The sequence below is a fragment of the Curtobacterium sp. MCSS17_011 genome, from assembly GCF_003224275.1.
GTDB lineage: Bacteria > Actinomycetota > Actinomycetes > Actinomycetales > Microbacteriaceae > Curtobacterium.
The window spans coordinates 22,652-36,345 of sequence record NZ_QKLE01000008.1 but is presented as its reverse complement, the minus strand read 5'-3'; the positions used below and the strand labels follow the sequence as shown (position 1 = coordinate 36,345).

General features: G+C 72.7%; 17 protein-coding genes. 13 read left to right on the top strand and 4 right to left on the bottom strand.

Annotated features, from left to right (window positions below):
* The first annotated feature begins 11 nt into the window (after positions 1-11).
* Positions 12-779 (top strand): SDR family NAD(P)-dependent oxidoreductase, encoded by a 768-nt coding sequence (locus tag DEJ17_RS07790; protein ID WP_110892849.1) that lies wholly within the window; start codon positions 12-14, stop codon positions 777-779.
* 107 nt (positions 780-886) lie between these two features.
* Here DEJ17_RS07790 and DEJ17_RS07785 read toward each other — a convergent pair whose 3' ends face one another.
* Entirely contained in the window at positions 887-1,402 is a 516-nt protein-coding gene (locus DEJ17_RS07785) for a DUF1697 domain-containing protein (protein WP_110892944.1), read from the bottom strand.
* Between the two features lie 26 nt (positions 1,403-1,428).
* The gene (locus DEJ17_RS07780; protein ID WP_110892848.1) at positions 1,429-1,695 is read right to left on the bottom strand and encodes a hypothetical protein; all 267 of its coding nucleotides are present in this window, start codon (positions 1,693-1,695) and stop codon (positions 1,429-1,431) included.
* A 132-nt stretch (positions 1,696-1,827) separates the two neighbouring features.
* On the opposite strand from DEJ17_RS07780, the gene DEJ17_RS07775 reads away from it, so the two are divergent.
* The gene (locus DEJ17_RS07775) at positions 1,828-2,280 is read left to right on the top strand and encodes a hypothetical protein (protein ID WP_017887957.1); all 453 of its coding nucleotides are present in this window, start codon (positions 1,828-1,830) and stop codon (positions 2,278-2,280) included.
* A gap of 190 nt (positions 2,281-2,470) precedes the next feature.
* Here DEJ17_RS07775 and DEJ17_RS07770 read toward each other — a convergent pair whose 3' ends face one another.
* Positions 2,471-3,946: an NCS2 family permease gene (locus DEJ17_RS07770; RefSeq protein ID WP_110892847.1), complete on the bottom strand. Its 1,476-nt coding sequence runs from the start codon at positions 3,944-3,946 to the stop codon at positions 2,471-2,473.
* A 157-nt stretch (positions 3,947-4,103) separates the two neighbouring features.
* Between DEJ17_RS07770 and folE the strand changes: the two genes are divergently transcribed.
* The 5 genes from folE (at position 4,104) to DEJ17_RS07745 (ending at position 8,171) form a co-directional block, all read left to right on the top strand.
* A complete protein-coding gene (folE, locus tag DEJ17_RS07765; protein ID WP_110892846.1) occupies positions 4,104-4,715 on the top strand; it encodes a GTP cyclohydrolase I in 612 nt (203 codons plus the stop codon).
* A complete protein-coding gene (folP, locus tag DEJ17_RS07760) occupies positions 4,712-5,626 on the top strand; it encodes a dihydropteroate synthase (RefSeq protein ID WP_110892845.1) in 915 nt (304 codons plus the stop codon). Before folE ends, folP begins: the two co-directional genes overlap by 4 nt.
* Positions 5,623-6,387, top strand: a complete 765-nt coding sequence (locus DEJ17_RS07755; RefSeq protein ID WP_258366713.1) for a pyrimidine reductase family protein — start codon at positions 5,623-5,625, stop codon at positions 6,385-6,387. The genes folP and DEJ17_RS07755 overlap by 4 nt, the downstream gene beginning before the upstream one ends.
* 87 nt (positions 6,388-6,474) lie before the next feature.
* Complete coding sequence (locus DEJ17_RS07750; RefSeq protein WP_110892843.1) at positions 6,475-7,128, top strand: HAD-IA family hydrolase; 654 nt, start codon at positions 6,475-6,477, stop codon at positions 7,126-7,128.
* Between the two features lie 500 nt (positions 7,129-7,628).
* Positions 7,629-8,171 carry a type 1 glutamine amidotransferase domain-containing protein gene (locus DEJ17_RS07745; protein ID WP_027466778.1) on the top strand — a complete coding sequence of 181 codons (543 nt, stop codon included), beginning with the start codon at positions 7,629-7,631 and terminating at the stop codon, positions 8,169-8,171.
* Positions 8,172-8,306: 135 nt separating this feature from the next.
* Here the strand turns inward: DEJ17_RS07745 and DEJ17_RS07740 are convergent, their stop codons facing one another.
* Entirely contained in the window at positions 8,307-8,891 is a 585-nt protein-coding gene (locus DEJ17_RS07740; protein ID WP_375342564.1) for a molybdenum cofactor biosysynthesis protein, read from the bottom strand.
* A 230-nt stretch (positions 8,892-9,121) separates the two neighbouring features.
* On the opposite strand from DEJ17_RS07740, the gene DEJ17_RS07735 reads away from it, so the two are divergent.
* The 6 genes from DEJ17_RS07735 (at position 9,122) to DEJ17_RS07710 (ending at position 13,627) form a co-directional block, all read left to right on the top strand.
* Positions 9,122-10,711, top strand: a complete 1,590-nt coding sequence (locus DEJ17_RS07735) for a DNA-3-methyladenine glycosylase 2 family protein (RefSeq protein WP_110892841.1) — start codon at positions 9,122-9,124, stop codon at positions 10,709-10,711.
* Positions 10,708-11,220 carry a methylated-DNA--[protein]-cysteine S-methyltransferase gene (locus tag DEJ17_RS07730; protein WP_110892840.1) on the top strand — a complete coding sequence of 171 codons (513 nt, stop codon included), beginning with the start codon at positions 10,708-10,710 and terminating at the stop codon, positions 11,218-11,220. Before DEJ17_RS07735 ends, DEJ17_RS07730 begins: the two co-directional genes overlap by 4 nt.
* Positions 11,221-11,248: 28 nt before the next feature.
* Positions 11,249-11,509 (top strand): type II toxin-antitoxin system Phd/YefM family antitoxin, encoded by a 261-nt coding sequence (locus tag DEJ17_RS07725; RefSeq protein WP_027466775.1) that lies wholly within the window; start codon positions 11,249-11,251, stop codon positions 11,507-11,509.
* On the top strand, positions 11,506-11,766 hold the full coding sequence (locus DEJ17_RS07720; RefSeq protein ID WP_110892839.1) for a type II toxin-antitoxin system RelE/ParE family toxin: 261 nt from the start codon (positions 11,506-11,508) through the stop codon (positions 11,764-11,766). The genes DEJ17_RS07725 and DEJ17_RS07720 overlap by 4 nt, the downstream gene beginning before the upstream one ends.
* Positions 11,767-11,914: 148 nt before the next feature.
* Positions 11,915-12,736, top strand: coding sequence for an alpha/beta fold hydrolase (locus tag DEJ17_RS07715; RefSeq protein WP_110892838.1), 822 nt, complete (start codon positions 11,915-11,917; stop codon positions 12,734-12,736).
* Between the two features lie 18 nt (positions 12,737-12,754).
* Positions 12,755-13,627 carry a hypothetical protein gene (locus tag DEJ17_RS07710; protein ID WP_110892837.1) on the top strand — a complete coding sequence of 291 codons (873 nt, stop codon included), beginning with the start codon at positions 12,755-12,757 and terminating at the stop codon, positions 13,625-13,627.
* Positions 13,628-13,694 lie beyond the last annotated feature (67 nt).

Sequence of the window (13,694 nt, the reverse complement as noted above, 5' to 3'; positions counted from 1 at the left end):
GAGGAGACATCATGGGCAACCGGTTCGAGGGCAAGGTCGCGATCGTCACAGGGGCGGGATCCGGCATCGGTGAGGCGACGGTGCGGGCGTTCATCGACGAGGGCGCGTCGGTGGTGCTCACCGACAGCGTCGACGAGAAGGTGCGTGCGGTCGGGGACTCGCTGCCGACCCACCGCGTGGTGGCGCTGCACGCCGACGTGGCCAGCCCCGACGACTGGCAGACCGTCGTCGACGCGGCGATCGACCGGTTCGACCGGGTCGACGTCCTGGTGAACAACGCCGGCACCTTCAGCTCGGGCGACATCACCGACATCAGCACGGACGAGTGGCGCCGGGTCATCGAGACCGACCTGTCCGGCGTGTTCTACGGCACCCGGGCGGCCCTGCCGTTCCTCCGCGAGACGAAGGGCTCGATCGTCAACACCTCGTCGGTCTCCGGCGAGGACGCCGACTGGCGGATGAGCCCCTACAACGCGGCGAAGGGTGGCGTGACGAACTTCACCAAGGCCGCTGCACTCGACAACGGGCAGTTCGGCGTGCGCGTGAACGCCGTCGCTCCGGGGCTCATCTGGACCGACCTGACCCAGGAGCAGGCGGAGGACGAGGCCCTGCAGTCGAAGTTCACCGAGCGCATCGCCCTCGGCCGCGGGGGTCGCTCTGCCGAGGTCGCCGAGGCGATCCTGTTCCTGGCAAGCGACGCGGCCTCGTTCATCACGGGTGCGGTCCTGCCCGTGGACGGCGGCACCATGGCGAGCAACGGGCAGCCGCCGCAGGCCTGAGCCGCCGCAGCGTCGGCGGAGACTCTGCCCGGCGGACACTTCGGGCGGTCAGGAACGTCCGGATCGTCCGCGGGAGCGAGTCTCGGCTCGCTTCGAGTGCACGAGCGTCACAGGAGCTTCCGCAGGGTGTTCGTGTTGCGGGTCGTCGTCGTGCGCTTAAAGCGTGCGGCGCCCGCCCGTTTCGCGAACACGGTGTCGGTACTCGACCCCTTCGGACACGACCAGTAGACGACCCCCTCGCCGCGGGCGACCTGCTCGACCGCGTCGTCGAGTTCGAGGTCCGCGACCAAGGCGTCGAGCGCACCGTCGTCGGACCCGAACACGACGTAGTCGTGCCGTTCGTCGGCACATTCGAAGGGGAACCCGTCGACCACGGCCGCGAGGGCGTCGTGCCGGACGAGCACGATCCAGGCGTCGTACCCGAACCGGTCGCGCAGCCCCTGCTCGATCGACGTCTTGAGCTGCTCGGCGGGCACGTGGGCGGAGAACACGACGTTGCCCGAGGCGAGCACGGTCCGGACATCGTCGAACCCGAGGTCCCGGAAGAGCTCCGCGAGGTCCGCGCTCCTGATCGTGATGCCGTTCACGTTGACCCCGCGCAGCAGCGCGACCCACCTGTCCATGTCCGGACGGTAGCGGTCCGCGGCGATCACGTCCACGTCCGGGCCACGCCCCAGCCGGAGCCCTGCGGCACGATGTCGACCACCAGGGCCTCACCGTCGTCGTCGCTGGTCGCCTGGAAGCGCCAGCCCACGGTGCGCTCGGGCGCATGGGTGATCGCGGTGGGTAGCTCGGCGCGCGTCACGGTCAGCCGGGTGGGGGTGTCGCTCACCCGCCAGCGCCGTCCGGCCCACACCAGGCGGGTCGGTGTGCCTCCGGACCACCACACCGTGGCTGCCGTGTCGGTGATCATCATCGGGTCTCCTCGTTCGAACGTGTGTTCGAATGGTAGGTGTCGACCTCCGACGTCGCAACCGCCGGTGGTCGACCACGGCGGGTCGCGGACGAACCCTCGAACGACGCAGCAGCCGTCGTGTAGACGGGACCCATGACGAACGACGCACAGGGCCCCGACGCGCAGCACCAGGTTCCCGAGGGGGTGTCCGAGGCCACGGTCGAGGCGCTCGGCAGCCTGTCCGCCGCGGTCGAGGTCATCGAGCACGCGCGCGGCCTGCTCTACGGGTTCCACCGCCTGACCGGCACCGCTGATCTGAACCTCGGCGAGGCGGTCGAACAGCTGCGGAAGGCCGGGCACACCGAACTCGCCGAGCGCATCGACACCGAACTCGTGGGCCGCAACGTCATCGCGGGCCGCTGGACGTTCCAGATCGTCGAGGACTACGACGACGGCTACTACGCCCTCGCCAAGGAGCTCGAGCGCACCGCGCGCGACGAGCTCGTGCAGGGCCGCCGTCACCTGTTCGAGGCGGGCATGAAGGAAGACCGTCGCACCCAGGACCAGCGCCACCACGAGGCCACGCCGAGCGACCTGCCGGACTGACCACGGGCCTCCAGGCCGACGCGGCTGACGCGGCCGACGCGGTCGACGCCAGCCGGCGAAGACGCCGGCGTCCTGCGGAAGACGCCCCGGAAACGTCGAGACGCCGCCGGATTCGGCGGCGTCTCGATGACACGACGGCGTCGTGCGCCAGGCCCGAGCGATCCGGCCCAGCAAGGCCCGATCGAATGGCTCAGCCGACGCCGAGCAGCGCCTCCAGCGGCCCCCGCGCGAAGTACAGCAGGAAGCCCGCGGCGACGACGTAGAGCAGCCACGAGACCTCACGGCCACGGCCGGACAGCAGCTTGATGAGCACCCAGCTGATGAAGCCGGCGCCGATGCCGTTCGCGATCGAGTAGGTCAGCGGCATGACGACGATCGTCAGGAACGCCGGCAGGGCCGAGCCGAAGTCCGACCACGAGATGTCCGCGACCTGCGCGACCATGAGCGCGCCGACGACGACGAGCCCGGCGGCTGCGACCTCGAGCGGGACGACCTGGGTGAGCGGCGTGAGGAACATCGACGCCAGGAACAGCAGGCCGGTGACGACCGAGGCCATGCCCGTGCGGGCGCCCTCGCCGATGCCGGAGGCCGAGTCGATGAAGACGGTGTTCGACGACACCGACGCGCCACCACCGGCGATCGCGCCGACGCCCTCGACGACGAGCGCCGACTTCAGGCGGGGGAACGTGCCGTCCGGCTTCGCGACACCGGCGGCCTTGGCCAGACCGGTCATGGTGCCCATGGCGTCGAAGAAGTTCGTGAAGACGAGGGTGAAGACGAGCATCGACGCGGCGAGGGGGCCGATGCGGGTGAAGGCGCCGAAGACGTCGGCGTGACCGACGAGCGACAGGTCCGGCACGGCGAACAGTGCACTCGGCAGGCCGGGGGCGTTGAGGTTCCAGCCGGTCTTCGAGTCGACCGAGGTCGGCACCTGGAAGATCGCCTGCAGGATGATCGCGATGATCGTGGTCGCGACGATGCCGATGAGCAGCGCACCCTTGACCCGCCGGGCCATGAGCGTGCCGATGATGATCAGGCCGATCAGGAACACGATGGTCGGCAGGGCGCCGACGGAGCCGTCCTCGCCGAGCTGCAGCGGCGGCGACGCGAGTCCGGAGGACCGCACGAAGCCGGAGTCGACGAGCCCGATGAACGCGATGAACAGGCCGATGCCGACGGTGATGGCCGCCTTGAGCTGGGCCGGGACGGCGGTGAAGATCATCGTCCGGATGCCGGTCAACGCGAGGATCACGATGATCACACCGTTGATGACGACCAGGCCCATCGCCTCGGCCCATGTGACCTGCTGCACGACACTGACGGCGAGGAACGAGTTGATCCCGAGCCCCGCGGCGATGCCGAACGGCAGGTTCGCGATGATGCCCATCGCGATGGTCATGACGCCGGCGACGAGGCCGGTCGCCGCGGCCACCTGAGCGTTCTCGAGCCATCCGCCCGAGACGTCCTTGGCGGCCTGGTCGGCGCTGAACCCACCGAGGATGAGGGGGTTCAGGATCACGATGTACGCCATCGTCACGAACGAGACGAGGCCACCGCGGACCTCGCGGGGGATCGACGATCCGCGTTGCGTGATGGAGAAGAATCGATCGAGGCCGGTCGCGAAGCGGTTCCGGGGCGTGGTGTCGGTCTGCGGGGCGCTCACCACGAGAGTTTAAAGGACGCTGGGTTTCGGGCGTGTCACACCGGTCTCACAGGTTGTCACCGCCGGGAGGCCCGATCCACGCGGGTCTCGCACCTCGCGCTGGGCGTCCGCCCGCGTTCTCCGGCCAGGGCTGGTGTTGGATGAGCGGGTGACGTCACACATGGACCGTGCCCGTGTGGAGGCCGCCGTCCGCGAGCTGCTGCTCGCCATCGGCGAGGATCCCGACCGCCCGGAACTCACCCGCACCCCCGCCCGGGTCGCCGACTCGTACGCCGAGTTCTTCGCCGGGATCGGCACCGACGCGGTCGCCATCGCCCGCGACGGCACCGTGCACGCCGAGGACGGCGAGCGCGGCCGGCTCGTCATCGTCCGCGACGTGAAGTTCCGCTCCGTGTGCGAGCACCACCTGCTGCCGTTCCTCGGGGTCGCGCACCTGGCGTACGCGCCGGGCGACCGGCTCATCGGGCTCGGCACGCTGGCACGGGTGCTCGACGCGGTGGCCTCCCGCCCGCAGCTGCAGGAACGGCTCGGCGAGCAGGTCGCCGCGACCATCGCCGAGGGGCTCGGTGCCGAGGGCGTCCTGGTGGTCCTCGACGCACAGCACCAGTGCGTCACGACGCGCGGGGAGCGTCAGACCGGTTCGACGACCGTGACGGTGGCGGCGACCGGTTCGCTGGCCGACGCCGCGGGACGGGCCGAGGCGATCGCGCTCATCGGCGCGGGGCGTGCGACCGACGCCGGGCACGACGCGAGTGCCGGGGCGGACGCATGACGGGCCTCCAGTCGGACGGACCCGGCTGGGTCGTGCCGGACCTGCGCCACCCGGTCCGGACGTTCGGCCGCCGCACCATCGACTTCGACCACCGCATCGCCGTGATGGCGATCGTCAACCGCACCCCCGACTCGTTCCACGACCGCGGCGCCACGTTCGAGCTCGACCGGGCCGTCGCCGCCTCGGTCCGCGCCGCCGAGCAAGGTGCCGACTGGGTCGACATCGGCGGCGTGAAGTTCGCCCCCGGCCCGGAGCTGCCCGCCTCCGACGAGATCGACCGGGTCGTGCCGGTCGTCGAGCAGCTCGCGCAGCAGTCCGACGTCGTCATCAGCGTCGACACCTTCCGACCCGAGGTCGCGGCGGCTGCGATCGCCGCCGGGGCGAGGGTCGTCAACGACACCACCGGCCTGTCCGACCCGCGGATGGCCGCCGTGGTCGCCGACTCGGACGCCACCGTCGTTATCACGCACTCGCTCGCCGAACCCCGTAGTCCGCTGCCCGCGCCGCCGCAGTACGGCGACATCGCCGGCGAGGTCGTCGCGTTCCTGCGCGAACGGGTCGACCGGGCACTCGCCGCGGGCATCCCGGAGTCGCGGATCGTCGTCGACCCGGGCCACGACCTGCACAAGAACACCGTGCACACACTCGAACTCACCCGGCGGCTGCCCGAGGTCGTCGCGCTCGGCTACCCGGTGCTCGCCGCGGTGTCGAACAAGGACTTCGTGGGGGAGTCGCTCGGACGCCCTCGCGGTGAGCGGCTCTCCGGATCGCTCGCCGTGGCGACCGTGAGCGCGATGCTCGGCGCCCGGATCGTCCGCATGCACGACGTCGCCGAGAGCGTCGACGCGATGCGCATGGTCGAGGCCACGCTCGGATGGCGCACCCCCGTGGAATCGAGGCACAACACGTGAACGTCTTGCCCCCGTCCATCGCGGACCTGTCCGACGACGACCTGCTCGACCTCTACACCGCCGACGCCGGGGACCCCTGGCTCCGGGTGAACTTCGTCGCGACGCTGGACGGTTCGGCCTCGGCTGCCGGGGTGTCCGGGTCGCTCGGCGGCGACGACGACCTGCGGGTCTTCGACCTGCTCCGGCGGGTGGCCGACGTCGTGCTCGTCGCCGCCGGCACCGTCCGCGACGAGGGCTACGGGCCGATGGTCCTGCACGACACCGACGTCGCATGGCGTCGGGCGCACGGCAAGCCGGACCACCCCGTGTTCGCGATCGTCACCGGGTCACTGTCGCTCGACCCGACGTCGCGGGTCTTCACCGAGGCGCCGTCGCGACCCATCGTCCTGACCTCGGCGACGGCGGCTGCCTCGTCGAAGGCCCAGGCGCTCGCCGAGGTCGCGGACGTCGTGCCCTGCAGCGCGGACGACGAACCGGACTCCGTGGACGCCGGACGGATCCGTGGTCTGTTGGCCGACCGTGGCCTCGGCACGATCCACTGCGAGGGCGGGCCGTCGTTCCTCGGGGCGCTCATCGCCGCGGACGCCGTCGACGAACTCACGCTGACGATCGACCCGTCGCTCGAGGGCGGTTCCGGTCCGCGCATCGCTCGGGGTGAGTCCCCCGAACTCCGGCGGATGCGGCCGACCCACGTGCTGCTCGGCGCCGGCGGCGTGCTGCTCACCCGGTACGTCCGGGCGCGCTTACCCCGCCCGCGCTGACACAGCCTGCGCTGGCGCCGCTGGTGCGCTGACACCGCTCGCGCGCGGACCGCGGGACGGTCGGGCCCGTGGGCTAGGGTCGGGCGCGTGATCGACATCGTGACGTCCGGAGTCCTCTTCGACATGGACGGGACCCTCGTCGACTCGACCGCGGTGGTCGAGGGCACCTGGACCCGGTTCGGGCACGCGAACGGCATCGACCCCGACGAGATCCTCGCGTTCTCGCACGGGCGGCAGGCCATCGACACCCTGCGGCGCTTCCTGCCCGACCTGCCCCTCGCCGAGCAGCAGCGGATCGCGGCGGAGCTCGTCGCCGAGGAGACCGCGAGCACCGAGGGCATCCTCGAGATCCCCGGCGCCGTCGCCTTCGTGCAGCGACTCGTCGAGCTCGACGTCCCGGTGGCGCTCGTCACCAGCGCGCCGCGCGACCTCGCCGCGGGTCGGATGGCGGCCGCCGGGTTCGCCGTGCCCGCGGCCTTCGTGCCCTCGGAGGACGTCGAGCACGGCAAGCCCCACCCCGACGGCTACCTGCGCGGTGCCGCTCTGCTCGGCGTCGACCCTGCCGAGTGCGTGGCGTTCGAGGACGCCCCTGCCGGGCTCGAGTCCGCCATCGCCTCCGGCGCGACCACGGTCGTCGTCGGTCCCCTCGAGCACCCGGTGACGGCCGGTCTGCACCGCGTGAACGGGTACGAGGGCCTCACCGTCGAGCGCGACGGCGACGCCTTCCGCATCCGGGGCTGAGCGCGGCGCCCGGCCCGCCCGGCTGCGGGTCTGCGGCCGGTCAGGACACCCCGCTTGGCCCGCGCCGAGTGGTCGGGAACCGTCGGCTGCGCCGCCGCCAGCCGACGCTTCGCGACCGCCCGGCGGACGTGAGCGGGGAGTTGCGACCGGCCGGGTGGCGGCCTGGAGGCCCGTGGCGGGCCCGCACCGTGCCTCCAGGCCGAGTGTGGGCGCGTCCACGGCGCCTCGCCGGTCGGTCAGGACACCCCGCCCGGCCGGTGCCGAGTGGTCGGGAACCGTCGGCTGCGCCGCCGCCAGCCGACGCTTCGCGACCACCCGGCGGACCTGAGCGGGGGGTCGTGACCAGTCGCCAGGCAACACGTCGCGACCACCCGGCGGACGTCAGTGGTGTGTCACGACGAGCCCGTCCGGTGCCCCAGTCGCCCCTGGAGGCCTGCCCAGCCGACCCCGACGACCCTCGGGTGTGCGGCCGGAACGACCGGGCCGCGGAAGGAGCGATCATGGCAACCCTCGACGGCAAGAAGGTCCTCGTCATCACGACGAACTACGGCGTGGAGCAGGACGAGATCGTCGTCCCCACCGAGCAGCTGCGCGAGCGGGGCGCCTCGGTGACCGTGGCGGCGAAGGAGACCGGCACGATCCAGACCCTGGTCGGCGACAAGGACCCGGGGCAGACGCTCGAGCCCGACACCACCATCGCCGGTGTCGACGCGAAGGACTTCGACGCCCTCGTGATCCCCGGCGGCACGATCAACGCCGACACGCTCCGCCAGGAGTCCCGCGCGGCCACGCTTGTACAGGCCTTCGCCGAGGCGAGCAAGCCGGTTGCGGCGATCTGCCACGGCCCGTGGACCCTCGTCGAGGCGGGCGTGCTGTCCGGCAAGACCGTCACCTCGTTCCCGTCGCTGCAGACCGACCTGCGCAACGCCGGTGCCGAGTGGGTCGACCAGGAGGTCCAGGTCGACGGCGGCTTCATCACGTCCCGCACCCCGGACGACCTGCCGGCGTTCGTCGACGCGATCGAGAGCGCCCTCACCGCCTGAGTACTGCGCCGCCGAGCGTCTCGCCGCCCGGCCGGATCTCGGCCTGCCGGACACGATGTGTCCCCGGACGCCGACGATGTGTCCGCCGAGCCGAGTCTCGGCCGGCGCAGGACGGTCGCTCCGCCGGCGACCGCGTCAGCCGAGCGGCACGGGGCGGGCCGTGCGCAGCACCGCCGGTCCGAGGGTGAGCACACCGTCGGACTCCGGATCGCACCGCACCCCGCCCCGGCCCCGCATTGCCCGGAACGCCCCGGGGGCCACCTCGTGGTCCATCCAGGCGCAGGGGTTCGCCGGTCGGTAGCCACGGAAGCGCACGGGACCTTCGCTGCCGCCGGGAGTCACGCTCTCCAGCGAGAACGGCTCACCCCGCAGCGCCTCGACGTCGGCACCCCGCAGGAACACGTTCCGCCGGGTCGCAGCGGGGTTGACGGTTGCCCCGATCGCCGTGCCGACGGCCTCGAGCCCCTCCATCCCGATCACCGTGACCGAGGCGTGCACGTGCGCCCGGGCCGCGAAGTACCGGTCGCCGACGATGCCCAGCCCGGCCCGCAGCTCGATCCGGTCGCGCCGTTCGTCCGGCTCCGTCGGCAGGGCCGGCAGCGCGCCGTCGGCCGGGCGCCCCTCGTACCGGTGCCGCGGCGAGACGAGCAGCAGCGCGACCTCGACCTCGGTCCGGAACGGCAGGTCGTCGGGACCGGCCACGTCGTCTGCGGGAGTCACCCGGCCAACGCTAGCCGGGCCTCCCGGCCGTGCACTGCTCCGCCCACCTGGGGTGACACGCCGTCGTCTCGCTGGGACGCCGCGTTCCCGGCGAGACGCCGCGGAATCCGGCGGCGTCTCGCGCGGTCGGCGGCGTCTCGACGAGACGCCGCCGACGTGGCCACCCGGCCCCGCGCTGCTCCGTCCGATTCCCGCCAGTCGACGTCGGCGGCGCGTGCCAGGCTGAGCCCATGACCAGCCCGGACACCGACGCGCAGCCGGACGCCCTGCACGCCGAACGGCACCGCGCCGTCGCCTCGCGCGACGCGCGCTTCGACGGCCAGTTCGTCACCGCCGTGCACTCCACCGGCATCTACTGCCGGCCGAGCTGCCCGGCCCGCACGCCGAAGGTCTCGGGCGTCACCTTCTACCGCACGAGCGCCGCAGCGCACCTGGCCGGCTTCCGCGCCTGCAAGCGCTGCCTGCCCGAGGCGACCCCCGGCAGCCCCGAGTGGGACCTGCGCGAGGACGTCGCGGGCCGGGCGATGCGACTCGTCCTCGACGGGGTCGTCGAGCGCGAGGGCGTCCCTGGACTCGCCGCGCGCGTGGGCTACTCGGAGCGGCAGCTGAACCGCATCATGACCACCGAGCTGGGCGCGGGGCCCAAAGCACTCAGCAGGGCGCACCGGGCGCAGACCGCGCGGACCCTGCTGACCTCGTCCGACCTGCCGGTCGCCGACGTCGCGTTCGCCGCGGGCTTCGCCAGCGTCCGACAGTTCAACGACACCGTGCGCGAGGTCTTCGCCGTCACCCCGAGCGAACTCCGCGCACGCCGGGTCGGGCGAGGCGACGACGACCACGGCGACGACGGCGCACTGCACGTCCACCTGCCGGCGCGCGCGCCCTTCGACGCGCAGGGGCTGCTCGACTGGCACGCGCTGCACGCCCTGCCCGGCACCGAGCAGGTGGACACCGACCCCGCCGGCCGGGTCACGTCGTACGGGCGGCTGGTCGACCTGCCTGGAGGCCCGTCCTGGTTCAGCGCGTCGGCCGCAGCCCCCGACGCGGTCGGGCGGGGCACCGGGATCGACCTGGGCGTGCGCGTCACCGACCTGTCCGACCTGCCGGCGCTCGTGGCGCGGGTGCGTGCGCTGTTCGACCTCGACGCCGACCCGGTCGCCGTCGACGCCGTCCTCCGAGCCGTGCCCGAGCTCGCCGGCCCCGTTGCACGGGTGCCCGGTCTCCGGCTCCCCGGCGCGGTGGACGCCCACGAGATCGTCTTCCGCACCCTCATCGGTCAGCAGGTCTCGGTGGCCGCGGCGCGGACCGCGCAGACGCGACTCGTGGCCGCGCTCGGCGCGACGGTGCCGGACACGATCCGGCCCGGCGGGCTGCTGTTCCCGTCCGCGGTGGCGATCGCCGAACGCGGGCACGAGGTGCTGCGCGGCCCCGCCGCCCGCGTCGACACGATCCTGCGGGTGGCTGCGGCGCTCGCCGACGGGTCCCTGGTGGTGGACGGTGGGCAGTCGCTCGGTGAGCTGCGCGACGGACTCCTCGCGGTGAAGGGCATCGGGCCGTGGACGGCTGACTACGTCGCGCTGCGGGTCCGGCACCACCCCGACATCTTCCTCCACAGCGACCTCGCCGTGCGGAACGGTGCACAGGAACTCGGGCTGCCCGGAACGGCGCGCGAGCTCTCCCTATGGTCGGAGCAGGTGGCCCCCTGGCGGAGCTACCTCACGATGCACTGCTGGCGACCGATCATCGACCGCGCGATGACCGCGACCGCCGGCGCCCGTGCAGCCCGTGCCCCCGAGGACCCCCGGAAGGACGACCGATGACCGACGCAACCATCCAGACCCTGGACACCCCCGACGGGCCGTTCACCGTGCTCGAAGACGCCGAGGGCAGGGTCCTCGCCTCCGGGTGGACCGACTCCGTCGAGCGGATCCTCGCCCGCCTGGCCGACCGCCACCGCCCCGACCTCGTGCTCGACGGCGTGGTCGCCTCGGCCGAGGCCGTCGACGCCTTCTACTCGGGCGAGGTCGAGCACGCCATGCAGGTACCGGTCCGGCAGTTCGGCACCGAGCTCTTCACCGAAGGGTGGCGCCAGCTCCGCCGGATCCCCGCCGGTGGCACCCTGACCTACACCGGGTTCGCGGCGGCGATGGGCCGACCCGACGCCGTGCGGGCGGCGGCGAGCGTGTGCGCTCGGAACGCCCCGGCGCTGTTCGTCCCGTGCCACCGGGTGCTGCGCTCGGACGGCACGCTCGGGGGCTTCGCCTGGGGCCTCGACGTCAAGCGGTCGCTGCTCGAACGGGAGTCGGTCGGCACCACGGCACTCGTCTGAGTTGTACAAAACGCCCTAGAATGTACAGGTGAGCGAAGTGTCGATCTCCGAAGCCCGTGGCCGTCTGGCGTCGATCATCGACGACGCCCGACACGAACCCGTCTACCTGACGCGGCGGAACAAGCGCGTCGCGGCCGTGGTCGACGCGGCCGTCCTCGACCGGTTGCTCGAGGCGGCGGAGGACCTGGACGACCTGGTCGCCTACGACGAAGCCGTCGCCGAGAGTGCCCGCATCGGTGGCGAGAATGTCAAGTGGGACGACCTCAAGCGCGAACTCGGCCTCGGGTGACGTACTCGGTCGAGGTCATCCCGGCCGCGCAACGCGTCATCCGCAAGCTCCCGCTCGACGGACGGCGCCGGATCGAGGGGCTCCTCGCAATCCTCGCCGAGCACCCCCGCCCGCCCGCCGCCCGCAAGCTCGTGAACCGACCCGGGTGGCGAGTCCGTTCGGGGGGCCACCGGCTGATCTACCGGATCGACGACGGGAAGCTCATCGTGGTGGTCGTCGACGCCGGGCATCGGCGCGAGGTCTACCGGGATCGGTGACCGGTCCGGACCGGCGAGCGGCGGTGTTCTGCCCCTGGAAGCGGGGGGAGACACGGGCTCCCACGCCTGCGACACTCGGAGGACCGGTAATCCGCACGGTCCCCTCCGAGGCCCGACGCATCGCCGTCGACAGCTCGCAAAGGACCCCATGCTCCCTCCAGTCGACCGAACGGTCGTCTCCTCCGACGGCACCACCATCGCCGTCTCCGAGGCAGGGGACGGGCCGGCGGTCGTCGTCGTGGGCGGTGCCTTCGACCACCGGGGGACCCCGTACCTCGACCGCGTGGTCGCCGAGCTCGGCTCGACCCACCGCGTGGTGACCTACGACCGCCGTGGCCGTGGTGCCAGCGGTGACTCCGCAACGTGGGCGATCGAGCGCGAGGTCGACGACCTGCGTGCCGTCGTCGAGAGCATCGGCGCACCGACCACCGCCGTCGGCATCTGCGTCGGCGCCGGTGTCGTCCTGCACGGGCTCGCCACAGGACTGCCCGTCGACGGTGCAGTCCTGTGGGAACCGCCGTACCGCGCCTCGGTCGACCCCCACGCCGACGACGTCGTGTTCGCCGACCTGCTCGACGAACACGTCGGTGCCGGCCGCCGGGCCCAGGCCGTCCGCGGGTTCCTGACCCAGGTGCTCGGGGTCCCGATGGGCCAGGTCACGGCTCTGCGGCTCAAGGGGTCGCTCTGGCGCTCCCTGGTCGTCGACGCCCACGTGCTCAGCCGCGAGGTCCGCGTGCTGAACGGCCTCGCCGTGCCCGAGCGCGTCGCTGCCGCCGTGGGGGTGCCGGTGCTCGTCGGCGCCGGTGGCGACGGACTCGAGTGGATGCGTCGTGCGGCCCGCGCCCTCGTCGACGCCGTGCCCGGTTCGGAGTACACCGAGGTGTCCGGGCAGGGACACGTCCCCGCCCCGGCGGCCCTCGGGGCCCTGATCGACCGCGTCCGGAGCCGGATCGTCTCGCCCAGCAGCTGACTGCGAGAGGATGGGCGGGTGAACGCACCCCGCCTCGGTCTCCTGCTCGACGTCGACGGGCCCATCGCCAGCCCGGTCTCCCGCACCATCGCGATCCCGAGCATCGTCGCGGACCTCGTCGCGCTCGCCGCCGAGGGCGTCCCGATCGTCTTCAACACCGGGCGCAGCGACGCGTTCATCCGCTCCGAGGTCGTCGGCCCGCTGCTCGCCGGTGGCCTCGCCGAGGGCGGGCGGGTCCACGCGGTCTGCGAGAAGGGCGCGGTGTGGTGCTCGATCGGTCCGCAGTACGAGGGCGGCATGGGCGAACTGGCGGTCGCCGAGGACCTCGCGCTGCCGCGGGACTACGCCGACGAGATGCGCGAGCTGGTCCGCGACGAGTACGCCGACCTGGTGTTCTTCGACGAGACGAAGCGCGCCATGGTGTCGATCGAGCAGCGCGTCGAGGTGCCGAACGCCACCTACCTGGCCCGCCAGCCGGAGTTCGACGCGAAGGCCATGGCCGCGCTCGAGCGTCGCGGGCTCGGGGTCCGCCGCCTCGACGACGTCCGGCCCGATGCCGACGGCGCCGTGCAGTGGCGCATCGACCCCACGATCATCTCGACCGACGTCGAGTCCGACCGCAGTGGCAAGGACCTGGGTGCCGAACGCTCGCTCGAGCTCCTCGGGCAGGACGGCGAGCTCCCGGTCACCTGGCGCACCGTGGGGGACTCCCGCAGCGACTACGCCATGGCGGACTGGCTGCACGCCCACGGCCACGAGGTCGCACACGTCGACGTCCGTCCCGCCGACGGGGTGCCGGCCACGCCGTACCCGGTGCTCACCGCGCCCGACGGCGTGATCCACGACGAGGCCGGCGCCCGGTTCCTAGCGGACTGGCGCGCCGGCCGCTGACGCGAGCACGACCGCATCCCGCTGACGCGGCCGCAACCGCGCCCCGCTGACGCGACCGCGGCACTGG